Origin of the sequence: Curtobacterium sp. NPDC086286, from assembly GCF_044746255.1 — a bacterium.
Lineage (GTDB): Bacteria > Actinomycetota > Actinomycetes > Actinomycetales > Microbacteriaceae > Curtobacterium.
This window is the reverse complement of record NZ_JBIVBW010000001.1, coordinates 217772-243596: the sequence shown is the minus strand read 5'-3', so window position 1 is coordinate 243596 and position 25825 is coordinate 217772. Positions and strand designations below refer to the sequence as shown.

The 25825-nt window shown below is 72.2% G+C and carries 24 protein-coding genes and 1 tRNA gene; 8 read left to right on the top strand and 17 right to left on the bottom strand.

What is annotated here, in order from left to right; translation table 11 throughout:
- Nucleotides 1-40 precede the first annotated feature (40 nt).
- Nucleotides 41-1045 (bottom strand): sugar phosphate isomerase/epimerase family protein, encoded by a 1005-nt coding sequence (locus ACIPKM_RS01230; RefSeq protein ID WP_402735977.1) that lies wholly within the window; start codon nt 1043-1045, stop codon nt 41-43.
- Complete coding sequence (locus ACIPKM_RS01225; protein ID WP_402735976.1) at nt 1042-2265, bottom strand: Gfo/Idh/MocA family protein; 1224 nt, start codon at nt 2263-2265, stop codon at nt 1042-1044. The genes ACIPKM_RS01230 and ACIPKM_RS01225 overlap by 4 nt, the downstream gene beginning before the upstream one ends.
- Before the next feature lie 96 nt (nt 2266-2361).
- Here ACIPKM_RS01225 and ACIPKM_RS01220 point away from each other — a divergent pair, with 96 nt between their 5' ends.
- The gene (locus ACIPKM_RS01220; RefSeq protein WP_229086066.1) at nt 2362-3360 is read left to right on the top strand and encodes a LacI family DNA-binding transcriptional regulator; all 999 of its coding nucleotides are present in this window, start codon (nt 2362-2364) and stop codon (nt 3358-3360) included.
- A 91-nt stretch (nt 3361-3451) separates the two neighbouring features.
- Here ACIPKM_RS01220 and ACIPKM_RS01215 read toward each other — a convergent pair whose 3' ends face one another.
- From ACIPKM_RS01215 to ACIPKM_RS01205, 3 genes are read right to left on the bottom strand one after another with little or no spacing between them, the layout of a single operon-like run.
- Nucleotides 3452-4117 carry a Type 1 glutamine amidotransferase-like domain-containing protein gene (locus tag ACIPKM_RS01215; RefSeq protein ID WP_071296030.1) on the bottom strand — a complete coding sequence of 222 codons (666 nt, stop codon included), beginning with the start codon at nt 4115-4117 and terminating at the stop codon, nt 3452-3454.
- The gene (locus ACIPKM_RS01210) at nt 4114-5127 is read right to left on the bottom strand and encodes a glycosyl hydrolase family 18 protein (protein WP_083403426.1); all 1014 of its coding nucleotides are present in this window, start codon (nt 5125-5127) and stop codon (nt 4114-4116) included. The genes ACIPKM_RS01215 and ACIPKM_RS01210 overlap by 4 nt, the downstream gene beginning before the upstream one ends.
- Nucleotides 5128-5175: 48 nt before the next feature.
- A complete protein-coding gene (locus ACIPKM_RS01205; RefSeq protein ID WP_070418145.1) occupies nt 5176-5625 on the bottom strand; it encodes a MarR family winged helix-turn-helix transcriptional regulator in 450 nt (149 codons plus the stop codon).
- 134 nt (nt 5626-5759) lie between these two features.
- On the opposite strand from ACIPKM_RS01205, the gene ACIPKM_RS01200 reads away from it, so the two are divergent.
- On the top strand, nt 5760-6953 hold the full coding sequence (locus ACIPKM_RS01200) for an MFS transporter (protein WP_071296031.1): 1194 nt from the start codon (nt 5760-5762) through the stop codon (nt 6951-6953).
- A gap of 262 nt (nt 6954-7215) precedes the next feature.
- Here the strand turns inward: ACIPKM_RS01200 and ACIPKM_RS01195 are convergent.
- The 4 genes from ACIPKM_RS01195 to ACIPKM_RS01180 form a co-directional block, all read right to left on the bottom strand.
- Nucleotides 7216-7305 (bottom strand) — tRNA-Ser (locus ACIPKM_RS01195).
- 396 nt (nt 7306-7701) lie between these two features.
- A complete protein-coding gene (locus tag ACIPKM_RS01190; protein WP_254790891.1) occupies nt 7702-9162 on the bottom strand; it encodes an LCP family protein in 1461 nt (486 codons plus the stop codon).
- Between the two features lie 195 nt (nt 9163-9357).
- Nucleotides 9358-10032: a GntR family transcriptional regulator gene (locus tag ACIPKM_RS01185; protein WP_402735975.1), complete on the bottom strand. Its 675-nt coding sequence runs from the start codon at nt 10030-10032 to the stop codon at nt 9358-9360.
- Nucleotides 10033-10181: 149 nt separating this feature from the next.
- Entirely contained in the window at nt 10182-11639 is a 1458-nt protein-coding gene (locus ACIPKM_RS01180; protein ID WP_368073351.1) for an MFS transporter, read from the bottom strand.
- 212 nt (nt 11640-11851) lie between these two features.
- Between ACIPKM_RS01180 and ACIPKM_RS01175 the strand changes: the two genes are divergently transcribed.
- Both ACIPKM_RS01175 and ACIPKM_RS01170 read left to right on the top strand, forming a co-directional pair.
- On the top strand, nt 11852-13237 hold the full coding sequence (locus ACIPKM_RS01175; RefSeq protein ID WP_070418142.1) for an AAA family ATPase: 1386 nt from the start codon (nt 11852-11854) through the stop codon (nt 13235-13237).
- Complete coding sequence (locus ACIPKM_RS01170; RefSeq protein ID WP_092386028.1) at nt 13230-15242, top strand: VWA domain-containing protein; 2013 nt, start codon at nt 13230-13232, stop codon at nt 15240-15242. Before ACIPKM_RS01175 ends, ACIPKM_RS01170 begins: the two co-directional genes overlap by 8 nt.
- Nucleotides 15243-15594: 352 nt before the next feature.
- Here ACIPKM_RS01170 and ACIPKM_RS01165 read toward each other — a convergent pair whose 3' ends face one another.
- From ACIPKM_RS01165 to ACIPKM_RS01145, 5 genes are read right to left on the bottom strand one after another with little or no spacing between them, the layout of a single operon-like run.
- Complete coding sequence (locus ACIPKM_RS01165) at nt 15595-16368, bottom strand: SCO1664 family protein (protein ID WP_070418141.1); 774 nt, start codon at nt 16366-16368, stop codon at nt 15595-15597.
- The gene (locus ACIPKM_RS01160) at nt 16365-16892 is read right to left on the bottom strand and encodes a DUF3090 domain-containing protein (protein ID WP_070418140.1); all 528 of its coding nucleotides are present in this window, start codon (nt 16890-16892) and stop codon (nt 16365-16367) included. The genes ACIPKM_RS01165 and ACIPKM_RS01160 overlap by 4 nt, the downstream gene beginning before the upstream one ends.
- A 34-nt stretch (nt 16893-16926) precedes the next feature.
- A complete protein-coding gene (locus tag ACIPKM_RS01155) occupies nt 16927-17649 on the bottom strand; it encodes a histidine phosphatase family protein (protein WP_402735974.1) in 723 nt (240 codons plus the stop codon).
- 10 nt (nt 17650-17659) lie between these two features.
- Complete coding sequence (locus ACIPKM_RS01150) at nt 17660-18385, bottom strand: ABC transporter ATP-binding protein (RefSeq protein ID WP_402735973.1); 726 nt, start codon at nt 18383-18385, stop codon at nt 17660-17662.
- The gene (locus ACIPKM_RS01145; RefSeq protein WP_229086093.1) at nt 18382-19482 is read right to left on the bottom strand and encodes an FtsX-like permease family protein; all 1101 of its coding nucleotides are present in this window, start codon (nt 19480-19482) and stop codon (nt 18382-18384) included. The genes ACIPKM_RS01150 and ACIPKM_RS01145 overlap by 4 nt, the downstream gene beginning before the upstream one ends.
- A gap of 175 nt (nt 19483-19657) precedes the next feature.
- Here ACIPKM_RS01145 and ACIPKM_RS01140 point away from each other — a divergent pair, with 175 nt between their 5' ends.
- The 4 genes from ACIPKM_RS01140 to ACIPKM_RS01125 all read left to right on the top strand — a co-directional run bounded on the left by ACIPKM_RS01140 (nt 19658) and on the right by ACIPKM_RS01125 (nt 23221).
- On the top strand, nt 19658-20827 hold the full coding sequence (locus tag ACIPKM_RS01140; protein ID WP_402735972.1) for a sensor histidine kinase: 1170 nt from the start codon (nt 19658-19660) through the stop codon (nt 20825-20827).
- Nucleotides 20824-21444 (top strand): response regulator transcription factor, encoded by a 621-nt coding sequence (locus tag ACIPKM_RS01135; protein WP_070418136.1) that lies wholly within the window; start codon nt 20824-20826, stop codon nt 21442-21444. Before ACIPKM_RS01140 ends, ACIPKM_RS01135 begins: the two co-directional genes overlap by 4 nt.
- A gap of 63 nt (nt 21445-21507) precedes the next feature.
- On the top strand, nt 21508-22716 hold the full coding sequence (locus ACIPKM_RS01130) for an MFS transporter (RefSeq protein WP_402735971.1): 1209 nt from the start codon (nt 21508-21510) through the stop codon (nt 22714-22716).
- 76 nt (nt 22717-22792) lie between these two features.
- Nucleotides 22793-23221: a BLUF domain-containing protein gene (locus ACIPKM_RS01125; RefSeq protein ID WP_083295228.1), complete on the top strand. Its 429-nt coding sequence runs from the start codon at nt 22793-22795 to the stop codon at nt 23219-23221.
- 33 nt (nt 23222-23254) lie between these two features.
- On the opposite strand, the gene ACIPKM_RS01120 is transcribed toward ACIPKM_RS01125, so the two are convergent.
- The 3 genes from ACIPKM_RS01120 to ACIPKM_RS01110 all read right to left on the bottom strand — a co-directional run bounded on the left by ACIPKM_RS01120 (nt 23255) and on the right by ACIPKM_RS01110 (nt 25822).
- Nucleotides 23255-23572: a hypothetical protein gene (locus ACIPKM_RS01120; protein ID WP_402735970.1), complete on the bottom strand. Its 318-nt coding sequence runs from the start codon at nt 23570-23572 to the stop codon at nt 23255-23257.
- A gap of 4 nt (nt 23573-23576) precedes the next feature.
- Nucleotides 23577-24188: a ScbR family autoregulator-binding transcription factor gene (locus ACIPKM_RS01115; protein WP_070418133.1), complete on the bottom strand. Its 612-nt coding sequence runs from the start codon at nt 24186-24188 to the stop codon at nt 23577-23579.
- Nucleotides 24189-24271: 83 nt separating this feature from the next.
- Nucleotides 24272-25822 carry an alpha-L-fucosidase gene (locus tag ACIPKM_RS01110; protein ID WP_402735969.1) on the bottom strand — a complete coding sequence of 517 codons (1551 nt, stop codon included), beginning with the start codon at nt 25820-25822 and terminating at the stop codon, nt 24272-24274.
- Between the last annotated feature and the right edge of the window lie 3 nt (nt 25823-25825).

The window sequence follows — 25825 nt, the reverse complement described above, 5'->3', positions numbered from 1 at the left end:
CGCACGTGATCCGCGCCTCCAGTCCGGATCCCGCAGCAACTCAGACGCGAGCCGCCAGCGACGCGTCGGCGGCCAGCAGGACCTGCGCCGCCACGGCGACGCCCTCCTCGCGCCCGAGCTCGGTGTCCTCGTGCTCGATGTTCACCCACATGTCCGGGTCCACCTCGCGCAGGGCCTCGAGGAACGCCGACCAGTACGCCTCGTCGTGCCCCTTGCCGAGCGCGACGAAGTCCCACGCAGACGGCTTCGGCCACTCGTTCGCCCACTCGTCTCCGCCGAGGTTCGTGCGCGGCTCGTCCGGCGAGAGCCGACGGAACGAGTTGTCGAGCACGCCGTTGATCGCCGCCTGCGGGTTGATCCGGACGTCCTTCGCGGCGGCGTGGAACACGAGCGGACCGAGGTCGCGGACGACCGCCACCGGGTCCATCTGCTGCCAGAACAGGTGCGACGCGTCGAGCTCGACGCCCACGTTGGTCAGCCCGCCGCGCTCGACGAGCTCGCGGATCGTGGCCGGGTTGAAGACGACGTTCTGCGGGTGCAGCTCGAGCGCGACCTTGACCCCGTGCTCGCGGGCGAGGGCGTCGATCTCCTGCCAGAACGGCACCGCGACGCTCCACTGGTACTCGATCACGTCGAGCGCGGCGGAGTTCCAGGCGTTCACGATCCAGTTCGGCCGGGTGCCGCCGGGTTCCCCCGCGGGGAGGCCCGACATCGTCACGACCCGGTCCTGGCCGAGACGGGCCGCGAGCCGGATGCTGCGGCGGACGTCCTCCGCGTGCTTCGGCCCGATCGCGGGGTCCGGGTGCAGCGGGTTGCCGTTGCAGTTCAGGCCGGCGATCGAGACGCCGGTCCCGTCGAACTGCGCGAGGAAGGCGTCGCGCGCCTCGTCGTCGTCGAGGATCTCGTCGACGTTCGGCACGTGCACCGGCGGCAGGAACCCGCCGGTGTTCAGCTCGATGCCGGTGAGGCCGTTGCCCGCGATGGCCTCGAGCGCCGCGGCGAGCGGGCGGTCGTGGAAGATCGCGTTGTAGAGACCGAGCTTCATGCGTGTGCTCCTCCGGTGACGGACGCTGCGGTGAGGTCGACGGTTGCTCCTCCGTCGGCAGCGGACCGGGCCACCGCGTCGAGGATCTCCATGTTGTGGACGCCGTCGTCGAACGTGGCGTTCGCCGGCAGCGGGTCGGCCGTGTTGCCCACGACCTCGTCGAGGAAGGCACGCGCCTGGTACTCGAACATCTGGTTCTGCCCCCAGCCGACACCGGGAGCGTCCATCGCCATGCCGCCGGCGACGTACGGGTGGTCCGGGCCGAGGACGACCTGACGGTAGCCGCCGAGACGGGAGCCGTCGGACTGCAGCGCGAGACCGATCTCGGATGCGCGCTCCTGGTCCCAGCGTGCGGCGCCGCGCTCGCAGAACACCTCGACGACGAGGCCGTTCGGGTGCGAGGTCGCGACCCGGGAGACCTCGAGCGAACCGACCACCGAGCCGTCGCCGAAGCGCGCGTTGAACGTGGCGTAGTCGTCGTTCTCGACGTCGGCGAACTCCCCGGTCAACGGCACGGCCTGGCCACGGAGGGCGAATCCGGCGGCGATCGGCCGCTTGGTGATGGCCGTGGTGAACATGCCGCCGTTGACGCTCTGCACCTCGCCGGCCAGGAACTCGGCGACGTACGCGAGGTGCGACCCGACGTCGGCGAGTGCACCGGTCCCCGGGGCCCCCGCGAAGCGCCACGAGAACGGGACCTCGGGCGAGGAGCCGTAGTCGGTCCAGTACCGCGCGGAGACGTGCAGGACGCGACCGAGGGTGCCGTCCTCGACGAGCTGCTTGATCGCCGCGAGCCCGGGAGCGCGTCGGTAGGTGAAACCGACGCGGGCGGTGAGACCACGACCGGCCGCGAGCGAGGCCGCGGACGCCATCGCGCGGGCGTCGTCGAGCGAGTCCGAGAGCGGCTTCTCGCACAGCACGTGCTTGCCGGCCGCGAGGAGCCCCTCCACGATCTCGCGGTGCAGCGTGTTCGCGACGACGACGCTCACCACGTCGATGTCGTCGGCCTCGGCGATCGCTCGCCAGTCGGTGTCGTGCCGGTCGTACCCGAAGCGCGTCGCAGCCTCGGCCGCGAGCGGTTCGTAGACGTCGCCGACCGACACGAGCCGGACGGGCGGCAGCGTGTGACCGAACAGGGACGGTGCGTTCCGCCACGCGGCCATGTGGGCCTTGCCGGCCATGCCGGCGCCGATGACGGCGACGCCGATGCTGTCGCTCATGTTCTCTCCCTCGAGAAGTCGGTGATGGCTCTGGAACGTTCCAGAGAGCGTCGGTAGACTGTAGACGCATCCACCCATGTCCTGTCAAGGAGCCGCGTGTCCCGACCACCGACGATCATCGACGTCGCGACCCGTGCCGGGGTCTCGAAGTCGCTCGTCTCGATGGTGATGCGCGACGACCCCGGCGTCTCGGACACCCGCCGGGCAGCCGTCCTCGCCGCGGCCGCCGAGCTCGGCTACCGCCCCAACCGTGCCGCCGCGATCCTCGCCGGCACGCGGACGCGCACGATCGGCGTCGTCGTCGACGACTTCCGGAACCCCTGGTACGTCCCGATGCTCGACGGCATCCGCGACGCGCTCGCCCCGCACGGCCTGCGTCTCACGCTCGCGGACACCCGCGCGAACGCCCACCTCGACTCCTCCCCGTTCGACGACCTCGTCTCGCTCCGGGTCGACGGTGTCGTGCTCGCCGCCGAGGGCTTCCCCGACCTCGTCGTCCCCGCGGACACGCCGGTCGTCATCGCCGGCGCACGCGCAGACGTCCCGGGAGGACTCGACGTCGTCGCCTCCGACGAAGCCGCCGGCGGACGCCTGGCCGCGGACCACCTGGTCGGACTCGGTCACCGCCGCATCGCCCACGTCACCGGCGCAGGAGGCCCGGCTGCCGTCCGCCGCGAGGCCACCGTCGCCCGGATGGTCGCCTCCGGCATCGAGCCGCTGGTGTACGGCGAGGGACCGACCTCGGAGCAGACCGGCTACCGCGGCACCGTCCGCGCACTGGAGGACCACCCGGACCTGACCGCGGTGTTCGCGGCGAACGACGTCATGGCGATGGGCGCGATCGCCGCCGTGCACGAGGCCGGGCTCCGGGTACCGCAGGACGTGTCGGTCATGGGCAACGACGAGACCCCGCTCGCCGCGTCACCCCTGCTGCGCCTGACGACGGTGGACCCGCACAACGACGAGGTCGGGCGGCTCGCGGCGGACCGGCTCGTCGAGCTGATCGGTGCCGCCGAGCGGCCGGAGCCGACCCGGGTCCTCGTGCCGCCGTCGCTCGTCGTCCGATCGACGACCGCTCCCCCGCGCGCCCGCTGACCGTCCGGACGGCGGGCATCCCCCGGTCGCCGGCTGACGGGCGTCCGCCGGTCGCCGCCTGACGGGCGTCCGCCGGTCGGTGCCGATCCCGTCACGGCGCGAGCTGCACCCAGCGCCCCTCGGAGACGACCCGGACCGAGCCACCGTCGACCGCCACGGCGGTCTGCTCGTCGATGGCGTAGGCGGTCGGAACGCCGATCTCGGCCGCCCACCGCTCGGCGTTCTCGAGGGTGTTCTCCGGGAACGCGTCGAGGTGCGGGAAGATCGAGAAGTCGACGACTCCCAACGTCACGTCGTCGACCGCTGACGGCCACGCGACGAAGGACGCGCCGATGCGCGGCGTCATGACCATGCTGCCGGCGCTCACGCCCACCCACACCGTGTCGGGCAACGAGGGCAGCAGGTCCGCGAGCCCGGATGTCCGCATCCAGTGGGCGAGGTAGGTGGCGTCCCCGCCGTCGACCAGCAGGACGTCGGCTCCCGTGACCCACCGCCGCCACCGCTCGGGGTCGATCGTCGGCAGCGCCGTGAGCTCCAGCACGCCGATCGACGCCCAGCCGAGGCCGGTGAAGGCGCGGGAGTCGGGACCGCCGGCCACCAGGTCCCGGACCGAGGCCGGTCCACACATCGGATGCCCCCACTGCGCCGTGGGGACGACGAGGGCGTTGGCCTCCTCGACCGGTTTGCCGAGCATCGACACGAGCGCGGCGTGGATCGTCGGGTTGGTGACGCCTCCCGAGGTCAGCAAGAGCTTCACGTCGCCTCCGATCCAGGCAGTTCCAGCGTGTTCAGGGACCACAGTGCCACGCCGTGCAGCCCGAGGTCCTCGGCGAGCGCGACCCGCGCCCGGTAGGAACGTGCGTCGGACCAGTGCAGCTCGCGGCCGTCGTCCAGCGTCGCCGACCACTCGCCGGTCCGGGCCGACCACCGGGCATCGTCGCCCGCGAGCTCCCGCGCCCGCGCCGGGCTCACCTGCGCGTCACCCGAGCCACTCCACACGTACCCGTACCCCGCGATGCCGAGGTCGATCCGGTCGGCCGGGACGCCCGAGCGTTCGGCCGCATCGACCACCCGCTCCGCCCACGGCAGGGACCCGATGGTGCCGGCACCGCTCCAGGGCCCGTGCTGGTCGTACGTCATCAGGACGAACCGGTCGACGTGGTCCGCGAGCGCACCGAGGTCGTACCCGGTGTCGCGGTAGCCCCGCTCGTCCGTCGAGGCCATGACCGCGATCGACACCTCGGCGTCCGACCCGAGCCGCTCGTGCACGGCGTCCTCGAGCGTCGCGGCGAACGCCACGAGCCCGGCACGGTCGCGACTCCGGAGCGACTCGAGGTCGATCTGCACGCCGCGCATGTGCGCATCGGACGCGAGTTCCGCCAGGCGCTCGGCGACCCGCGAGCGGTTCCCGGCGTCCGACAGCAGCGCGGTGCCGACCTCGGGTGAGAAGTCCCCGATCGACTCGGAGAAGTTGCTGACGAGCAGTTCGGGTGCGGCTCCACCGTCATTTGCCGTACGGGCGAGTGCACCGACGCCAGCCGGCAGGTCGTTCAGCCCGGCACCGTCGTCCGCCACCGTGACGCCGTCGATCCCGATCGTCGTCGCACGACGGGACGCGTCCGAGACCGTCACCGCCGATCCGTCACCTGGTTCGACGTACGCCTCGACAGCGAGGTCGGCGTCGGGACCCTGCGTGCCGACGCAGCCACCGAGGGCCAGCGCGACCACGACCGCGCCGCCGACCACGAGTCCTGTCCGCCGCACCACCCGCTCACCGTAGCGTGCGGGGCGGGACCGAGCCGCGCCTCCTGGACCTCAGACGGTGGCACCCTCGAGCCGGTCGACCGCGACGGCGAGCTCCTCGAGCTCGGGGACCTCGCGCGCCTCGGCGAGCGCTTCCTCGAGCGCGGCTGCGTGCACGGGCGTGGCCTCGTCGAGGAGCCGTTGGCCCGCGTGCGTGAGCTCCGTGTAGAGCCCGCGGCGGTCGTCGGCGCAGAGCACGCGGGTGAGGAGGGCGCGCTCCTCCAGGCGGTTCACGAGCCGGGTCGTCGCACTCGGGCTGAGCGCTGCCGCCCGAGCGAGCTGCTGCATGCGCATGTGGAAGCCGTCCTGGCGGCGGAGGGCGTCGAGCACCGTGAACTCGACGACCGACAGGTCGACCGCGCGCAGCGCCCGCTCGAGCCGCGTCTCGATGAGGCCGTGCAGGGCCGCGAGCGTGCGCCAGCCGTGGGCGCGGACGGCGACGGAGGAGTCGTCGACGGACATGAGGGGCCTCCTGGTGTGCTTCCGGGCAGGATTGGTTGCTTGCGCGGATACCCCGCGTGTGCAACTATCGATATCCCGCGTCTGCAACAACCAGCGTACGCGGCCCAGCTGCACCGCACAACGGAAGGACATCCATGCCCGCGGGACTCATCGCCCTCGCACTCGGCGGATTCGGCATCGGCCTGACCGAGTTCGTCATCACCGGGCTCCTGCCCGAGGTCGCCGCCGACTACGGCGTGACCGAGACCACCGCCGGGTGGCTCGTCACCGGGTACGCCCTCGCGGTCATCGTCGGCGCGCTCGGACTCACCGCCGCGACCACCCGGCTCCCCCGCAAGCCGGTGCTCATCGGGTTGCTCGTGCTGTTCGTGATCGGCAACACCCTGTCCGCCCTCGCGCCGGTGTACGGCGTGATGATGCTCGGCCGGGTCATCGCGGCCCTCTGCCACGGGGCGTTCTTCGGCATCGGCTCGGTGGTCGCGTCGAACATGGTCGCGAAGGAGAAGCGGGCGTCCGCGGTCGCCCTGATGTTCACCGGGCTCACCGCCTCGAACGTGCTCGGCGTCCCGTTCGGCACCTTCCTCGGTCAGGCTCTCGGCTGGCGCGCCACGTTCTGGACCATCGCGGCGATCGGTGTCGTCGCCCTCGTCGGGGTCGCCCTGCTCGTCCCCACCGTCCGCTCGGCCGACGCCACGGTCCCCTCCCTCCGCCGGGAGCTCGGCGCCTTCCGCTCCGGCCAGGTGTGGCTCTCGCTCGGCATCACCGTGCTCGGCTACGGCGGGATGTTCGGCGCCTTCACCTACATCGCGTACACGCTGACCTCGGTGTCCGGGTTCTCGTCGGGCGCCGTGCCGTGGCTGCTCATCGTGTTCGGCATCGGGCTGTTCGTCGGCAACTTCGCGGGCGGCAAGCTCGCGTCCCGGTCGATCGACGGCACGCTGCTCGTGGTGCTCGTCGTCCTCACGGTGGTGCTCGCCGTGTTCGCGGCAGTGGCGGCCTCGCCCGTGCTCACCGTGATCGCGCTCGTGCTCATGGGGGCGTTCGGGTTCGCCACCGTGCCGGCGCTGCAGACGCGGGTGATGCAGTACGCGGACCACGCGCCGACCCTGGCGAGCGGGGCGAACATCGCGGCGTTCAACCTCGGGAACGCGCTCGGCGCCTGGATCGGTGGGCTCACGATCGCGGCGGGGCTCGGGTACACGTCGCCGATCTGGGCGGGGGCCGGGATCACGGCGGCGGCCGTGGTGCTGACGTCCGTCGCAGCGGGCGCGGCGCGGCGCGCGCGCTCGCGCGGCGCGGTGCCGACGGGCAGCGTCGCGACGGTCTGACGCGCGGGGCGGGGGCGCGGGGCGCGGGGCGCGCGGGGCGCTCCGCGAGGTTTCGTGAGCAGAAATGGTCGGGTCATGTGCGCGCACCCGACCATTTCTGCTCACGAGGTGCGTGGACGTCACGGCGCGCACGCACGGACGGGAGGTGCGGTGCGGGCTGGCACCGCGCCTCCCGTCCGGCGGCGGTCGCGATGCGCCCGGCCTCGGTGTTCCACGGGAACGACGAAACCCCGGTCCTGGAGGACCGGGGTTTCGTGTGCCGCGGAGACGGAGGGATTTGAACCCTCGGTCCCCTCAAAGGGGACTCCACCTTAGCAGGGTGGTGCACTCGGCCGGACTATGCGACGTCTCCAAGCACTCTCGCGAGCGCTCCCACCACCATACAGGAGGTCGAGCACTGTCTCGACACCGACCCTGCGTCGGGCGCACGGAAGGGTCCCCCGAAGTGGGGACAGTCGGGGGTTGTCCACCCGTACCCCGGTCAATAGCATCGTCGAGGCGCGGCCATCACATTCCGGGGTCTCACCCCGTCGCCGCGACACAGCACCGATGTCGCTCCTGGGCGGCGAGCCCGACGCGCGCCCGATCGCGCGAGGCTCAGACCGAGGAGTGACCAGGGGGCGCGGCCCACCACCGCGCCCCCGCTCTCGGTGGTTCGAGTGAGCGGGCGGTTCTTCGCGCTGGGCGACATCTCACGGGCCGGGGAGCGCGTGGAGTGTCGGTGAGCGCGAAACCTCGGGGACGGGGGTCAGGAGCCGAACGCCTTCGAGCAGGTCTGCTCGTCGGCGGACTGCCCCTGCAAGCCGTCGAGGGTCTCGGCCGGAGCCGTCGCCGCGGGGCTGCTCGCGGGCGCGGTGGCTCCGCCGGCAGCGGCACCGGCTGCACCTGCGCTCGCACCATCCGTACCGAGGTCCGCACCCGAACCGGCAGCCGCGCCCGCGCCGCTCGCACCCGTGCCCGATCCCGCGCCGACAGCCGAGCCACCGGCACCCGAAGCCGACCCCGCGCCCGCGGCCGTGCCCGCAGAGGCTCCCGCAGCGGACCCCGCAGCGGATCCCGCGGCCGACGTCCCGGCGGCGGACTCCGCGCCCGCCGCGCGCTCCGCCCCGATCCCGGTGCTGTCCGCGCCGAGCGAGAACGACTGGTCCGCCCGGATCTTCGCGAACAACTGCGCCGCGAGCTCTGCCGACGGCTGCACCTTCCCCGAGTACACCCCCGTGCCACCGGTCGTCCCCGGGTACTGCACGAAGTTGACCTGCGCGAGCGGGAGGTCCTGGAGCGCCCGCCCCATCTCCACCATCGTGCCGGCGTCGTTCAGGCTCTGCGACAGCTGCATGTTCGAGGCCGCTGCCCGGGCCAGCTTGTACAGGGTGGGCGGCGAGGTGAGGGTGTCGTTCGACTTCACCGTGCGCAGCAGCGAGGACAGGAAGGCCTGCTGGCTGGAGATCCGCCCGAGGTCCGAGCCGTCTCCCACACCGTGCCGGGAGCGGAGGAACGCCAGCGCCTGGTCACCCTGCAGCGTCGAGGTGCCCTGCGGCAGGTCGAGCCCCGTGTAGCGGTCGTGGATCGGCTGCGCGACGCACACCGGCACACCGCCGATCGCGTTCGACATCTCGATGACGCCCTGGAACGACACCGCCGCCGAGTACTGCACGTCGAGGCCGGTCAGCCCCTGCACGGTCTGCACGACGCAGTTCAGCCCGCCCTCGCCCCACGCACTGTTGATCGGCTGCGCTGCCATGGCGGGTGTCGTCCCGGAGCCGTCCTGCTTGCGGCACGCGGGGATCGGCGTGACGAGGTCGCGCGGGATGCTCACCGCGGTGGCGTTGGTGTGGTCGGCCGAGACGTGCAGCAGGATGTTGACGTCGTTCAACGTGGCGTCGCGTTCGCCGTACGCCGTGCCCTGCTCGGGGTCGTTGTCCGTGCCGACGACGAGCATGTTGAAACCGCCCTGGTACGAACTCAGCGCTGCCGGTCCCTTCGCCGGCTGCGCTGGCTGCCCCTGGATCGCGACGCCGTCGCCGAAGTCGTCGGTGACCTGCTTGGCGGCGATCGCGGCGACCGACGCCGTGCTCACGAGGGCGACCGCGGCCACGCCGGAAAGTACCTTCATCGCGGTGCCGACGGGGTTGCGGTGTCGGAGACGTCCGTGCCGTGCGATCCCGGTCGCTCGGTTCAGCCGGTGGGATCGGTCGCGGACGTCGTTCACGGGCACTCCTGTCGTGTGCGGACACGGTGCGTGCTCGAGCGGACGAGCACGCGGGCAGTGCCCTCCCTGTCGGGCACCGTGGGGTCCCGCGCTGGCCCGGTCGGTCCCGGTGCCGCGGGGACGGCAACCGGACCACCCTGCCATGCGCCCGCCTGTCGATTCAGTGCGAGCAGCCCCGGAATCCGCGGTGAGTGCTCAGGCGGCCGCCCGGAACCGTTCCGGCAGGCCGATCAGGGCATCGGCGAGCTCGACCAGAGCCACCGCGCACTCGTCGAGCGCGTCCCGCTCGGCCGCGGTGGTCGCGCGTTCGGCGATCTTCCGGCGTTCCCGACGAGCGACCACGGCGTCGATCCCGTTCGCCAGCGCCACGTCGTCCGTGAAGAACGCGTCGAGCACGGCGCGCTGTGACAGGAGCCAGTCGGCACTGACGGCCGCACCGCTCCGGCGGAGCCACCACGAACCGAGCTCGACGAAGACCCCGCCTTCGGTCACGCACTCGCGGAGCCAGGCGACGTCGAAGCGATCCGCACACCGCACCGCGCCCGCCGAGGGCTCGGTGATCATCGTCCGCGCGATCCGGATCCGCTCGATCATGTGGTCGACGGTCCAGTGCGCGACGACCACCCCGACGTACCGCTGCACCGAGACGAGCCGCAGGTTCTCGAGCGGCACGAGCGCTTCGCGCACCGGCGTCCGGGACACCCGCATGTCCGCCGCGATCGTGTCGAGCCGGATCCGCTGGCCACGGCGGTAGACCCCGCGCAGCACGTTGTCGAGCAGCCGCGCGAAGACCGCGTCCCGCAGCAGACTGCGTCGGATGCCGTTTGGGTCGTCGTCGTCGCGACCCGGTCGGTGCTGTGCTCGCTCCATGCCGCCAGGATCACGCACGGCCCACGCCGCCGGCTTCGCGAGTGGTCGGCCCGTGGACCGTGCAGGACACTGTCGTGCTGTGGAGGACTGCCATGCGAGGACGATGACAGACCCCGGAGCGCGGCGCTAAACACTCCGCATACGGAATACTACTTCCGCGCCGCGTCCGCCTCCTTGGTCAGGACGGACAGGGGTTGCGTGACGTCCTCGAGCCCCTTCCGGGCCGCGTCGACGCCGAAGATCAGCGCCACGACACCGCCCGCGATCATCACCGCGGACCCGAGCAGGTACCCCCAGAACAGCGGCTCGCGGGACGACCCGTCGCCGATGAGCGCGCCGTAGATGAGCGGAGCGACGGCACCGAAGATCTGCGCCAGCGCGAAGAAGTACGAGATCGCCTGCGACCGGAGCTCCAGCGGGAAGATCTCGCTCACGGTCAGGTAGGCGCTGGACGCACCCGCCGAGGCGAAGAAGAACGAGATGCACCAGAAGACGACCTGCACGCCCGCGCTGATCGCGTCCGCCTGGAACAGGAACGCCGAGGTGGCGAGCACGAGCCCGGACACCAGGTACGTCGAGAAGATCATCTGCCGACGACCCCAGGTGTCGAAGAACCGACCGAGGATGATCGGTCCGAGCAGGTTGCCGATCGCGAACGGGAAGAAGTACACGCTCGTCTCGGCGGTCTTCAGGCCGAAGAAGTTCGTGAGCACCAGGGCGTAGGTGAAGAAGATCGCATTGTAGAGGAACGCCTGCGTGATCATCATGGTCGCGCCGACCAGGGTCCGGGTCGGGTACTGCCGGAACAGCACCTTCACGATCGTCCGGAACTTCACGTTCTCCGTCGGCGTGACGGTCATCGCCTTGGACTCGTCGACCTCCGGCAGCCGGTGCCCGGTGGACTTCTCGACCGACTCCTCGATCTGCGTGACCGTCGCCTCGGCTTCCTCCTCGCGTCCGTGCGTCATGAGCCACCGCGGACTCTCCGGGATGTGCCGCCGCAGGAAGATGATCGCGATGCCGAGCACCGGGCCGAGGAAGAAGCCGATGCGCCAGCCGATGTTCTCGGCGAAGTTGGCCGTGTCGAGCAGGTAGATGTTCGCGAACGCGCCGAGTGCCGCGCCGCCCCAGTACGTGCCGTTGATCGCGATGTCGACGTGCCCGCGGTACTTCGCGGGGATGAGCTCGTCGATCGCCGAGTTGATCGCGGCGTACTCACCGCCGATGCCGAGCCCGGCGACGAACCGGAAGGCCGCGAGGAACCAGAAGTCCTGCGCGAGCCCCGCGATGCCGGAGCCGATCAGGTAGATGGCCAGCGTGAGGATGAAGAGCTTCCGACGACCCAGCCGGTCGGACATCCGACCGAAGACGATCGCGCCGACGACCTGCCCGACGAGGTAGATGGTGCCGAGCGAGGTCACCTGCTGCGTCGACAGGTCCAGGTCGGCCTGGAACCCGGCGTTCGACACGATCTGGATCTCGAGGCCGTCGAGGACCCACGAGACGCCGAGTCCCACCACGACACTCCAGTGGAACCGTGTCCACGGCAGTCTGTCCATCCTGGCGGGGACCAGGCTCTTGATCGCCCCGTTCGTCGTGCTGCTCACGAGAGGGGAACGTACGCCCAGATCGACGAGATGGTTCAGATCCGGAAACGAACGGGTTCCGGGCTCGGAGCCGGATCCCCCTAATCGAATCCGGCTCCGATGCCGGAACACCAATCATTGCAATTGCTATGAAAACTCACAAGCAGGTGGCCTGGAGGCGCGGTGCCAGCCCGCACCGCGCCTCCAGGCCCGAACGGCGTAACGTCGAAGAGGTGACCCGACCCGACATCCGAACGGTCGGCGAGCTCCGCACCTCTGGCCACCTCCAGAAGACGGTCCGCGCCGAGATCCGCGACAACCTGCTCAGCGCCCTCCGCGAGGGCCGGGACCCCTGGCCCGGCCTCCACGGCTTCGCCACCACCGTCGTCCCGCAGCTCGAACGCGCCCTGATCGCCGGGCACGACGTCGTCCTGCTCGGCGAACGCGGACAGGGCAAGACCCGACTCCTCCGCACCCTGCAGGGCCTGCTCGACGAGTGGACGCCGGTCATCACCGGCTCCGAACTCGGCGAGCACCCGTACGAACCGATCACGACGGCGAGCATCCGCCGGGCCGCGGACCTCGGCGACGCTCTGCCGATCAGCTGGCGGCACCGCGACGACCGCTACGTCGAGAAGCTCGCGACGCCGGACACGAGCGTCGCGGACCTCATCGGCGACGTCGACCCGATGAAGGTCGCCGAGGGCCGCAGCCTGGGCGACCCCGAGACGATCCACTTCGGCCTCGTCCCCCGGGGCCACCGCGGCATCGTCGCCATCAACGAGCTCCCCGACCTCGCCGAGCGCATCCAGGTCGCGATGCTCAACGTGATGGAGGAGCGCGACGTCCAGATCCGCGGCTACGTCCTGCGGCTGCCGCTCGACGTGCTCGTGGTCGCCAGCGCGAACCCCGAGGACTACACGAACCGCGGTCGGATCATCACCCCGTTGAAGGACCGCTTCGGCGCCGAGATCCGCACCCACTACCCGATCGAGCTCGAGGACGAGATCGCCGTGATCCGCCAGGAGGCGCGGCTCACCGCCGACGTGCCGGACGCGCTGGTCGAGATCCTCGCCCGGTTCACGCGTGCCCTGCGCGGATCGAGTGCGGTCGACCAGCGCAGCGGCGTCAGCGCCCGCTTCGCGATCGCCGGCGCGGAGACGATCTCCGCCGCCGCGGTGCACCGCGCTGCGCGGCAGGGCGAGGAGCACGCGGTCGCGCGGCCGATCGACCTGGAGACCGCGATCGACGTCCTCGGCGGGAAGATCGAGTTCGAGAACGGCGAGGAGGACCGCGCCGACGAGGTGCTGGAGCACCTGCTCCGGACCGCGACCGCCGAGACCGTCCGGGCGCGCTTCCGCGGGCTCGACTTCGCGGTCCTCGTCGAGGCGCTCGACGGGGGCACGATGGTGACCACGGGTGAGCAGGTCAGCGCCCGCGCCTTCCTCGAGGGCCTGCCGTCGATCGGCGAGTCCGACCTGTACGACCAGATCTGCGAACGGCTCGGAGCGACCGACGACGGCGAGCGTGCCGGCGCCATCGAACTCGCGCTCGAGGGGCTCTTCCTCGCCCGGCGGATCAGCAAGGAGTCCGGCGGGGGCGAAGCCGTCTATGGCTAGGGCGAACCGACGCCTGGCGCGGGACGCGCGCTACGGGAAGTACGAGGACGGCCCGGACCCGCTCGCTCCCCCGGTCGACCTGGCCGAGGCGCTCGACGCCATCGGCGAGGACGTCATGGGCGGCACCTCGCCCGAGCGTGCCATCCGGGAGTACCTGCGCCGCGGCGGTCAGGACCAGCGCGGCCTCGACGACCTGGCCCGCCGCGTGGCCGAGCGACGGCGCGAGCTGACGGCGAAGAACAACCTCGACGGCACCCTGCAGCAGGTCAAGCAGCTGCTCGACGAGGCCGTGCTCGCGGAACGCGGACAACTCGCCCGCGACACCGAGATCGACGACGGCGACCGAGCACTCGCCGAGATGCAGCTCGACAGCCTGTCGCCGTCGCCCGCCACCGCGGTGCAGGAACTGAGCGGCTACGACTGGACGAGCCCGTCCGCGCGCCAGAAGTACGAGGAGATCAAGGACCTGCTCGGCCGCGAGGTGCTCGACCAGCGGTTCGCGGGCATGAAGCAGGCGCTCGAGGGCGCCACCGACCAGGACCGCGAGGACGTCGCCGCGATGATGCGCGACCTCAACACCCTGCTCGAGGACCACCGTGCGGGCACGGACACGCAGGAGCAGTTCGACGCGTTCATGGCCGAGCACGGGCAGTACTTCCCGTCGGACCCGCAGAACGTCGAGGAACTGCTCGACGACCTCGCTGCCCGGGCGGCCGCGGCGCAGCGCATGCGCAACTCGATGACCCAGGAGCAGCGCGACGAGCTCGACGCCCTCGCCCAGCAGGCGTTCGGCTCCCCCGACCTGATGGGACAGCTCGCCCAGCTCGACGACACCCTCCGCTCGCTCCGGCCGGGCGAGGACTGGGGCGGCTCCGAGCGGATGGAGGGCGAGCAGGGCCTCGGCCTCGGCGACGGGACCGGGGTGTTCCAGGACATCGCCGACCTCGACGCCCTCGCCGACCAGATCGCGCAGGCCGGACCGGGCTCCGACCTCGACGACCTCGACCTCGATGCCCTCGGCCGCCAGCTCGGGAACGACGCCGTCGTCGACGCGAGGACCCTGCAGCAGCTCGAGAAGGCCCTGCGCAACTCCGGTGCGATGCGCCGCGGTGCCGACGGGCAGCTCCGGCTCACCCCGAAGGCGATGCGGCAGCTCGGGAAGAGCCTGCTCCGGGACGTCGCCGAGCGCATGTCCGGCCGCCAGGGCGCCCGAGACCTCCGCCGCTCCGGTGCGTCCGGCGAGCCGTCCGGTGCGACCCGGCAGTGGCAGTACGGCGACACCGAGCCGTGGGACGTCACCCGGTCGATCACGAACGCGCTCACCCGCACCGCTGCCTCGGGACGGATGGGCCCCGGCGTCCGCCTGGAGATCGACGACGTCGAGGTGCAGGAGACCGAGGCGCGGACGCAGGCCTGTGTCGCCCTGCTCGTCGACACGTCGTTCTCGATGGCGATGGAGGACCGGTGGGTGCCGATGAAGCGCACCGCGCTCGCACTCCACACCCTCGTGTCCACACGGTTCCGCGGCGACGACCTGCAGCTCATCGCCTTCGGCCGCGAAGCCGAGGTGATGGAGATCGAGCAACTCGTCGGCCTCGACGCGATGTGGGACAAGGGCACCAACCTCCACCACGCCCTGCTGCTCGCGAACCGGCACTTCCGGAAGCACCCGACCGCCCAGCCCGTGCTGCTCATCGTCACCGACGGCGAGCCCACCTCCCACCTCGAACCGAACGGCCAGGTGTGGTTCGGGTACCCGCCGGACCCGATCACGATCGCGCTGTCCGTCCGGGAGCTCGAGAACGCCGGACGGCTCGGCGCGCAGACGACCTTCTTCCGGCTCGGCGACGACCCGGGGCTGGCGCGCTTCATCGACGCGATGGCGAAGCGGGTGGACGGCAAGGTCGTCGCGCCCGAGAACGACGACCTCGGCGTCGCGGTGGTCGGGTCGTACCTGGGATCGCGCCGCGGTGGAGCGCTCTTCCGGGACGACTGGACAATCTGACGGCAGGGTCTGTTCCTCCGGCGATCTCGGTCGTATGCTGACGCCACAGCTGCCCCAGACCCCGGCCGCGATCACCGCTCCACCTGACCGACCTCGTCGGTGTACCGACCACGTCGGTGAACCGACGACGTCGGGACACCGACAGCGTCGGTGAGGTGGTGATGACCGACCGATGGCACCTGATCCGTCCTCGGCCGGTCGACCCCCGTGGGGTCCCGGAGGGCAACGGCGCACTCCGTCCGACCGCCACGGGTCACCGCGCCCCGGCAGGCGGGACGCGGTACGGGTCGGTGGGTTCCGCACCCGACGGAACCTGCCGACCCGATCTCCGCGCCGGCGGCCGAGCGCTTCGCTAGAAGAGCGGCCAGGGCACGGCGGGACCGTGTCCCGGTGGCGGCGGGAACAGCCCGACCGCCCGCAGCGCCGCGCACCGGGCGCGCAGGGTGTCGACCTCCGCCACCGTGAGGTGCTCGTCGAGTGCGGCACCGAGATCGCCGTGCAGCGCGTCGGTCACCCGGTCGATGCCCTCGAGCTCGTCCGCGTCGAGCGGTTCGCCGATCCACCCCCACAGCACCGAGCGCAGCTTGTGCTCGACGTGGAAGGTCAGCCCGTGGTCGACACCGAAGCGGTGACCGTCCGGCATCGCGAGGACGTGCCCGCCCTTGCGGTCGGCGTTGTTCACCACGACGTCGAACACCGCCATCCGCCGCAGTGCGGTCGTGTCCTCGTGCACGAGGGTCACCGGACGGTCCGCTTCGTCGATCGCCTCGAGCACCGGCCGCCAGCGGGGTGCGCCGTCGCCGGACAGCTCGGCCTCGGCGTCCTCGGTGGGGACGAGGTCGACCGCGTCCTGCTCGGGATCGACGTCCTGCCACCGCTGGACCATGCCGCGGCCGAACGGCCCCTCGCCCATCCACGTCGGGGGGACGACGTCCCAGCCGAACGCCTCGGACACGAGGTACGCCGCGACCTCTCGATCGGCGAGGGTGCCGTCCGGGAAGTCCCAGAGCGGTCGCTCCCCCTCGATCGGCTTGTAGACGACCGCCTCGCCGTCGAGGTCGGCGAGGAAGGTGGCGTTCGAGGCTTCCCGGATGCGTGCCCGGATGGACAGCGACCCGTCGCTCATGCGGCCCCTGGCGGACGGCCGGCGGCCACGATCTCCCGCGTGCGCTCGACGAACGCGCGAGCGGTGCCGACCGGGATCTTCACCTGGAACAGCTCGGCGGGCTCAGGGATCTCGACCACGGCCTCGATCTCCTCGCCGTCCTCGGTCGTCTCGGCGACGATCTCGAGCTCGTCGTCGATGGGGTACGCCTCGATCACCACCTGGGCGGTGGCGGGGTCGAACCCGAGGCTCAGGGCGCCGGCACGGAACTCGGCCTCGACCGGCTGGTCGAGCGGTTCACCGTCACGGAGTTCTGCGGGCGCGGACGGCGGGACGCTGAACCGGTTGTCCTCGACGGTCGCGACCTCGTCCAGGAGCTCGTCGATCTTGTCCGCGAGGACGGCCGACTGCTCCTTCTCGAGCGCGACGCTCGTGACACGGCGGCCGTCACGCGCCTGGATGTAGAAGGACCGCTCGCCCGGACGGCCGACGGTCCCGACGACGAGACGGTCCGGCCAGTCGAAGCCGTGCACGATGGTGGGCATACCCCGCATTGTAGGAGCGCCGGGCGACAGTCGTTCAGGCTCCGGCAGGAGCCGGCCCGGTGGCGGGGTCGTCGTGGCCGGCGCCGCCCCCGACCGCGGCGTCCGCGCTCGGCGCCGGTGCGGCCGCGAGCCACGTCAGGTCACCCGACTCGGTGTTCGAGGCGACGACCTCGGGACGGTGCTCGCCGTAGCGCACGATGGACACCGACGCCGGTCCGACCGCGATGCGCTGGAACAGGTCGAGGTGCATGCCGAGGGCGTCGGCGAGCACGGACTTGATCACGTCGCCGTGGCTCACCGCGACCCAGACGGCGCCCGGACCGTGGGCGGCCTCGACCTCGGCGTCGATCCGGCGGACGGCGGCGACGGCGCGCGACTGCATCCCCTGCATGGACTCCCCGCCGGGGAACACGACGGCGCTCGGGTTCGCCTGGACCGTCCGCCAGAGCGGCTCCTTCGCGAGGTCCGCGAGCTTCCGGCCCTGCCAGTCGCCGTAGTCGCACTCCGTGATCGCCCGCTCGATGCGGGTCTCCGGCTCGCCGGGCTGGCGTCCGAGCAGCGCGCGGGCGGTCTGCCGACACCGTTCGAGCGGGCTGGACACGACCACGGCGAGCGGGACCGCGGCGAGTCGTCCGGCCGTCCGTGCGGCCTGTTCGCGGCCGACGGCGTCGAGCGCCACCCCTGCCGTCCGTCCGGCGAGGACGCCGGTCGCGTTCGCGGTGGTGCGTCCGTGCCGGACGAGGAGGACGGTCGCCATGTGCCCGATCCTAGGCCGCGATGCGCCCGTCGCCCGTCGCCGCGTCGGACACCACCCGTCCGTCGACGACGGTCACGAGCGAGTCGAGCGCGCCCCGGTGCACGAGGTCGTGCGTCACGAGCATCGTCGCGGTGCCGCGCTCGTGGGTCAGCTGCGCGATGAGCGACATGATCGCCGCGCCGCGCTCCTGGTCGAGTGCGCTCGTGGGTTCGTCGACGAGCAGGACCTCCGGCTCGTGCACGAGTGCGCGGGCGATCGCGATCCGCTGCCGTTGCCCACCGGACAGCTGGGCCGGTCGCTTGTCGGCGTGCCCGGACAGCCCGACCGCGTCGATCAGGTCGTCGGCCCGATCGCGGACCGCCGCACCCCGCCGCCCGGCCCGCGGGCCCCCGAGGTGCGCCATGACGAGGAGCTGCTCGCGGGCGGTCAGCGACGGCAACAGGTTCGACTGCTGGAACACGATGCCGATGCGTTCCCGTCGGAGCGCGGTGGCCTCGTCCCGCGACAGCGTGGCGGCGTCGACCGCGTCGCCCCGCGCACCGGTGATGACGACGCGGCCGGAGTCCGGCCGGATGAGCGTCGCCGCGACGGCCAGGATCGAGGACTTGCCGGAGCCGGAGGGGCCGGTGATCCCGGTGACCTCGCCGGTGCGTGCCGTCAGCGAGACGTGGTCGACCGCGGTGACGCGGCGGTCGCCGTCGGGGAAGGTGAGGGTGACGTCGTCGAGGGTGATCATCGGTTGCTCCCGAGTGCGGTGAGGGGGTCGGCGGCGGTGACGGTGCGGAGGGCGACCGCGGCTCCGGCGAGCCCGAGGGCCGCCATCGCGATCGCCGGGACCAGCGTGGTGAGCGGGCTGAGCAGGAACGGCAGCGCACCGCCGGCGAGCGCCCCGAGACCCACGACCGCGGCGGTCCCGACGCCGATGCCGACGACGAGCACGACGAGCGCCTGGCCGAGGGCGTCCCGGACGAGCGACCGGGTACTCGCACCGAGTGCCTTCAGGACGGCGACGTCGCCCGCGCGCTGCATGGTCCACACCGTGAAGAAGGCGCCGACGACGAGGGCGGAGACGCCGAACAGCATCGCGATCATCAGGGCGAGCGAACCGACCTCCGACCGGAACGTCTCGAGGGCGGTGAGCGAGCCGAGGTGCGACGAGGCCGACGTGTGGGTCGCGGTGGCGACGGCGTCCCAGTCGGGCGACCCGCTCACGGCGAGGACGGTGGGGTCGCCGTCGCCGCCGAGCCGCCGATCGGCCGCGGACCAGGCGTCCGGGGTCATCGCGAGGACCGGCGTGTGGCTGTACCAGGCGTCGCCGCCGACGGAGGCGACCCGGTAGGTGGTGCCCGTGATCGTCACGTGGTCGCCGACGTCGACCCCGAGGTCGGCGGCCGCGCCGGCGGAAAGGCCGACCTCGTCGTCCCGCGTCGGCGCGAGCGAGGCGACCGAGCCACGCGCGTCGGCCGAGCCGCCGTGGTCGGCGGCCAGCCCGAACAGGGCGACCCCGACCGCCGACCCGTCGTCGTGACCCGAGGTCGCCCGCCCCTGGACGATCCCGACCGGGACCACCTCGTCGACGCCGGCCGCCGTCTGCCAGCCGACCCGCGCCTCCTGGCCGATGGTCGACTCGCCGAAGGACGGCTGCCCGTCGGACGGTTGCTGCAGGACCAGTCGGTCACCCGGCAGGTCGAGCACGGCCGAGACGTTCTGGGCGGCGAGTCCGCCGGTGAGGCCCGCGAGGAACCCCACGAGCAGGGTGATGAGCGCGACGACGGAGCCGATGAGCACGAAGCGTCCGCGAGCGAACCGGAGGTCGCGCCAGGCGACGAACACGATGGTCCCTTCCCGGGTCACGGACCCTCCGCGACCACGACGGTCACGGACCCTCCGCGACCACGCCTCCAGCCTCGCCGCGCCGGTCCCAGCGGACATCGTCGACCGGACTGGTCCCCCGATCGAACTTTCGGTTGATCCGGTCCCGCACCCGGCTCCGTACGCTGGGACCGTCATGGCGCACAGCACGCTCACCCCGGTCTTCGTCGGTCTCCGGACCGGCCTGCACGTGCTGTCCGCCGCGCTCCTGGCCCTCGTCGTCATCCGTGTGCTGGTCAGCGACGGCCCGCGGCTATGGGTGCCCCTCGGGCTGAGCGTCGTCTTCGCCGGCGTCTACCTGCTCGGAGCCGTCGCCGCCCGCACCGCCGAGCGCCGTCGTGCGATCGCCGGCGCGGTCTGGCTCGTCGCGCTGAGCCTCGTCTGGATCGCCCTGCTGGTGCTCGTGCCCGAGGCCGCGTACCTCGTCTTCCCGCTGTTCTTCCTGTACCTGCACGTCCTCCCCCGCGTGGTCGGTCCGGTCGCCGTGGTGGTCGCCACCCTCGTCGCGGTCGTCGCGCTCGGGCTGCACGGCGGGTTCACGGTCGGCGGGGTCGTCGGCCCGCTCGTCGGCGCCGGTGTGGCGTTGCTCATCGGGCTCGGGTACCGCGCCCTCGCGCGCGAGGCCACGGAGCGCGAGGCGCTCGTCGCCGAACTCATCGCGACCCGTGACCGCCTGGCCGCGACCGAGCGTGAACAGGGCGTCCTCGCCGAGCGGGCTCGCCTCGCCCGCGAGATCCACGACACCGTCGCGCAGGGCCTGTCGAGCATCCAGATGCTCCTGCACGCCGCGGAACGCGCGGACGGCGACCGCCCCGGGCTGGAGCACATCCGGCTCGCACGTGACACCGCGGCGGACGGACTCGCCGACACCCGGCGGTTCATCCGTGAGCTCACGCCGCCGTCGCTCGACCAGGGGCTCCCGGCGGCGCTCGGACGGCTCGCCGAGCAGCAGTGGTCCCGCGACGGCCTGTCCGTGACCGTCGACGTGCCCGACGTGGTGCTGCCGATGGACGTCCAGACGGCGCTGCTGCGCATCGCCCAGGGCGCGGTCGCGAACGTGGTGCAGCACGCGCACGCCACGAACGTCGCGCTGTCACTCGCGGTCGACGGCCAGGAGGCGCGACTGACGGTCTCGGACGACGGCGTCGGTTTCGACCCGGTCACCGCGCTGTCGCGAGCGGTCGCGTCCGACTCGTTCGGCCTGCGCGCGGCCCGGGACCGCGTCGGCCAGTTCGGCGGACGGCTGGAGATCGACTCGGCGCCCGGACGCGGCACCACCCTCGTCGCCGTCCTGGAGGTGCCGTGATCCGGATCCTGATCGCCGACGACCACCCGGTCGTGCGGGCCGGCCTGCGCGCGCTGCTCGACGCGGAGGACGACCTCGAGGTCGTCGGCGAGGCCGCGACGCCGGGGACCGCGGTCGAGCTCGCCGCCGACCTCTCGCCGGAACTCGTCCTGATGGACCTGCAGTTCGGCCAGGACACCTCCGGTGCCGAAGCCACCCGGCGGATCCGTGCGCTCGACGCCGCGCCGTACGTCCTCGTGCTCACGAACTACGACTCCGACGGCGACATCCTCGGCGCGGTGGAGGCCGGTGCGAGCGGGTACCTCCTCAAGGACGCGCCGCCGCACGACCTGATCGCGGCCGTCCGGGCGGCGGCGTCCGGCCAGAGCGCGCTCGCGCCCGCGATCGCCGGCCGGCTGATGGCCCGGATGCGGACCCCGCAGGTGTCGCTCTCGGCGCGGGAGATCGAGGTCCTCGAGCTCGTCGCCGCCGGCGCTGCGAACGGCGAGGTCGCGGCGCGTCTCCACATCAGCGAGGCGACGGTCAAGTCGCACCTCGTGCACGTGTTCTCGAAGCTCGGGGTCGCCTCGCGAACGGCTGCGGTGTCCACGGCGCGCTCGCTCGGCATGCTGCGCTGACCTCGCACCGGCGGTCTGCGCCGTTCCCTTGACTCGACCACGGTGGGACGTTCTGATGGACCCATGATCGAGCGCCACCGCGCGGCACTCTTCGCCACGTCGACGATGACCGGGTTCGGGATCGCCTCGTGGATCACGCGCACGCCCGCGATCCGCGACGCGCTCGGGGCCTCGATCGAGGCGATGGGCATCGTCATCCTCGGGCTCTCGATCGGCTCGATGATCGGGATCCTCGGCGCCGGTGTGCTCGTCCGGCGCCTCGGGACCCGGCCGCTCATCGTCCTCGGCGGGGTCCTGCCCGTCGTCGGCATGCTCCTTGTCGCCCTGTCCGCCCCCGCGCAGCTCGCCGCCGGGGTGTGGGGCGGGCTGTTCCTCATCGGCTTCGGGTCCGGCGTCGCCGAGATCGGCCTGAACGTCGAGGCGGCCGCGGTCGAGCGGCGGATCGGTCGGCCGGTCGTCCCGCTGCTCCACGCCTGCTTCAGTCTCGGCACGGTCCTCGGCGGGGTGGCGGGCATCGCGGTGACCGCTGCCCGGACGCCGGTCCTCACGCACCTGCTCGGCGCCACCGTCGTCATGGCCGCACTCGCCGCGTTCGCCGCCGTGAACCTCCGTCCGGTCCCCCGCGCTGCGCCCGAGGCGTCGTCCGCGGCCGCACCGGCTCCGCGGCTCCGGGCCGTGCTCACGGTGCAGGTGCTGCTCATCGCCGTGATCACCCTGGCGATGGCGTTCGCCGAGGGTGCCGCGAGCGACTGGCTCCCGCTGCTCATGACGACCGACCACGGCGCTCCCGAGGCCGTCGGGTCCCTCGTCTTCACCGGCTTCGCCCTCGCGATGTTCGTCGGGCGGACGGCCGGCACGCCCCTCGTCGCCCGGTTCGGTCGCGCACCGGTCGTCCGGGTGTGCGCGGCGGTCGGCACCGTCGGCGTGCTGCTCGTCGTGGTGTCGCCGAGCCCCGTGCTGACCGCGGCCGCCGCCGGGGTGTGGGGTCTCGGCATCGCCCTCGGCTTCCCGCTCGCGATCTCGGCCGCCGGCGACCACCCGACCGATGGTGACCGACGGGTGTCCGTCGTCGCGACCGCGGGCTACATCGCGTTCCTGGCGGGTCCTCCGGCACTCGGGTTCCTCGGCGAGCACCTCGGCCTGCAGGCGGCGATGCTCGTCCCCGCCGGACTCCTCGTCGTGGCGCTGCTCGCCGCCCCGGCGACCCGGAACCGCACCACGCTCGACGTGCGGGAGCCCCCGGTCGGCGCACCGGCCCCGTCCGCGGACTGACGGGACGGTTCCGACCACGGACTACGTCTAGCGGACACCATTTCGTGTCGACGGCGGCCCGCGCCAAGATGGAGCCGTGCTCGTCTCCATCGTCTACATGAGCCGGGCGGCCACCCCCTTCGACGACGCCGCCCTGACCGAGCTCCTGCGTGGGTCGCGGCTCCGGAACGAGGCGCTGGGGGTCTCCGGCATCCTGCTGGCGAAGGACGGCCGCTTCATGCAGCTGCTCGAGGGCCCGGCGTGGAGCGTGGACGACCGGTTCGCCGCGATCGCGCGCGACCCCCGCCACGGCGAGGTGAAGTCCCTCGTGCGCGAGGACATCGAACGCCGTCGGTTCGACGGCTGGTCGATGGCCTACCGGTCGCTCGACGACTCCGACATCGCCGCCGAGGAGGGCTTCAGCCCGTTCCTCACCGACGGCGTCGACTTCCCGCGGTCCTTCGACCGCACGAGCGCGGCCTGGCTGCTGAAGTGGTTCCGCGACCGCGAGCTCCACGACCGCTGACCCGCAGCGACCCGGCCCCCGGGCCGTCCCGCGTCAGTGCGCTCGTCGGCGTCGGACACGGGTGACCGCGGCCGCACTGCCCGCAGCGGCGAGCACGACCAGCCCGAGCGCACCGACGCCCAGGCCGAACACCCCGAGGATCCCGGCGCCGATGTTCGCGCCGCCACCGTCGTCGACCGTGACGAACAGGGACCAGAGCGTCACCGCGACGGCGACGAACCCGACCGCGAGCAGCACGGTCGCGACGACGTGCAGCGCGACGACGCTCGCAGACCACCCCACCCGCTCGACCCCGGGCGTCGCGAGCGCCGGGTCGCCGTAAGGAGAAGTGTCGTGCTCGCTGGTGTCCACGGCGTCAGTCTGCCGTGCCGAACGCGTCCGCCACGACCCCCAGCAAGCGGGGCCGGTGCCGAGGGTCCGCGACGGCGGTGAGCACCATCCGCCACATCGTCGCGACCGCGGGGAAGAGGTCCTGCCGGCCGGTCCGCACCGCCGAGACGAGCTGGACTCCGGTGAACATCGGGACGACGGTCGCGCCGAGCTGCTCGGGGGTGAGGTCCGTCCGGAGTTCGCCGCTCGCGATCGCGAGTCGGAACAGGTCGCTGATCCCACCGATCCACTGGTCGTAGAAGGCGGCGGTCGCGGCACCGAACTCGCCGCGTTCGAGGGAGAGCCGGATGCCGGCGCTCACGACGGGGTCGGTCAGCAGCATGCCGGCGATGCCGCGGGAGGCCCGGACGAGCGCCTCGGCGGGCGACGCATCGTGGTGGCTCACGACGTCGAACGTCCGCACGTTCTGCTCGTCGATGACCCCGAGCGCGAGGGACAGCTTGGTGGGGAAGTGGAAGTGCAGGGCGCCCTGCGAGACGCCCGCCTCGCGGGCGACGGCCGCGATCGTCGTGGCGGCGAAGCCGACACGCTCGAACTCACGGGCGGCGGCCTCCAGGATCAGTGCACGTCGTTCCACGCTTCCAGTGTCACGGACTGGAGGCGCGGTGCGGGCCCGCACCGCGCCTCCAGTCCGAGGGTGGTCACCGTCGGACCGCTCGCTCACCCGTGCAGCGAGTCGGTTCGTTCCTGCCGCTCCTCCGGACGCAGCCAGACCTTCACGACCGGGCCGGAATCGGGATCGGTGCCGGTCGGCACCACGACCTCGAGCGCCGTGGCGGTCTGCGTCCACTGCACCTCGCCGCCGGCGCCGAGCACCTCGACGCTGCGGATCGGCCGTCCGAGCAGGTTCGTCCCGCTGCCGAACGAGCGGATGCGCGCGACGCCGTCCGTCGGGTCGGCGAGCAGGACCGCGTAGACGTACTCGCCGGTGACGTCGTGGCGGGTGGTGAACCGGACGTCCTCGGACGTGTGGGCCGGAGCGGCGCCGTCGACGAACGACCCCGCCTGGACGTGCGTCGGACCCTCGCCGAAGACGCGCCAGGGACGGGTGCCGTAGATCGCCTCGCCGTTGGCGGTCAACCACCGGCCGATGCCCTCCAGCAGCCGCTGCTCGGGCTCGGCGATCGTGCCGTCCGGCTTCGGGCCGACGTTGAGCAGGAGGACGCCGTTCTTCGCGACGACGTCGACGAGCTCGGCGACGAGGTCGCGCGCGGTCTTGTAGTCGTGCCCCTCGATCCAGCACCAGGCGGACTTGGACACCGAGGTGTCGTTCTGCCAGACGACCGGCGGGATGTCCCCCATCGCACCGCGCTCGATGTCGTAGACGGCGGAGCCGTCCGCGAACGCCTGCCACTTGTAGTTGATGACGACCTCGCGCCCCCACTCGGCGGCACGGTTGTAGTAGTACGCGGCGAGGGTGCGCAGCCACGGCTCGAACGCTGGCTGCTCGATCCACCAGTCGAACCAGAGCACCTGCGGCCGGTACTTGTCGATGACCTCGACGGTCCGGAGCAGCCAGTCCTCGAGGTGTCGCTCGTTCGGCGCGGTCTCCTCGCGCTGGGCCGGGCCGTAGAAGTCGATGAACCGCGGGTCGAGCACGTCCGAGTCGAACCGTGCTCCCCCGTTCATGAAGAACCAGTGCTCGGCCCGGTGCGAGGAAGCGCCGCGGACCATGAACGCGTCGTCGACCGCCTGGAGCAGGTCCCCGAACACGTCGCGCTCCGGCCCCATCCGCGCCGCGCTCCACCGGGAGCGGTCGGTGTCGTACATCGCGAAGCCGTCGTGGTGCTCGGCGACGGGGACGACGAACTGCGCCCCCGCGCGACGGAACAGGGTCGCCCAGTCCTGCGGGTCGAAGTGCTCCATCGTGAACGACGGGATGAAGTCCTTGTAGCCGAACTCCGACTGCGGTCCGTAGGTGGCCACGTGGTGCTCGAACTCGGGGGTGCCCGCGCGGTACATGTCCCGCGAGTACCACTCGTTCCGGAAGGCCGGCACCGAGTAGACGCCCCAGTGCAGGAAGACCCCGAACTTGGCGTCCTCGTACCAGCGCGGCGGCGTGTACCCGCGGAGAGACTCCCATGTCGCCTCGTACGGGCCGGCAGCGACGACCTCGGCGACGGCAGCGAGCGCCACCGAGTTGTCGCTGACGTCGACCGGCGCCGGCAGGGCTGCCGGGTCGATCCGTGGCAGGTCGTGGGGTTCGGGCATGAC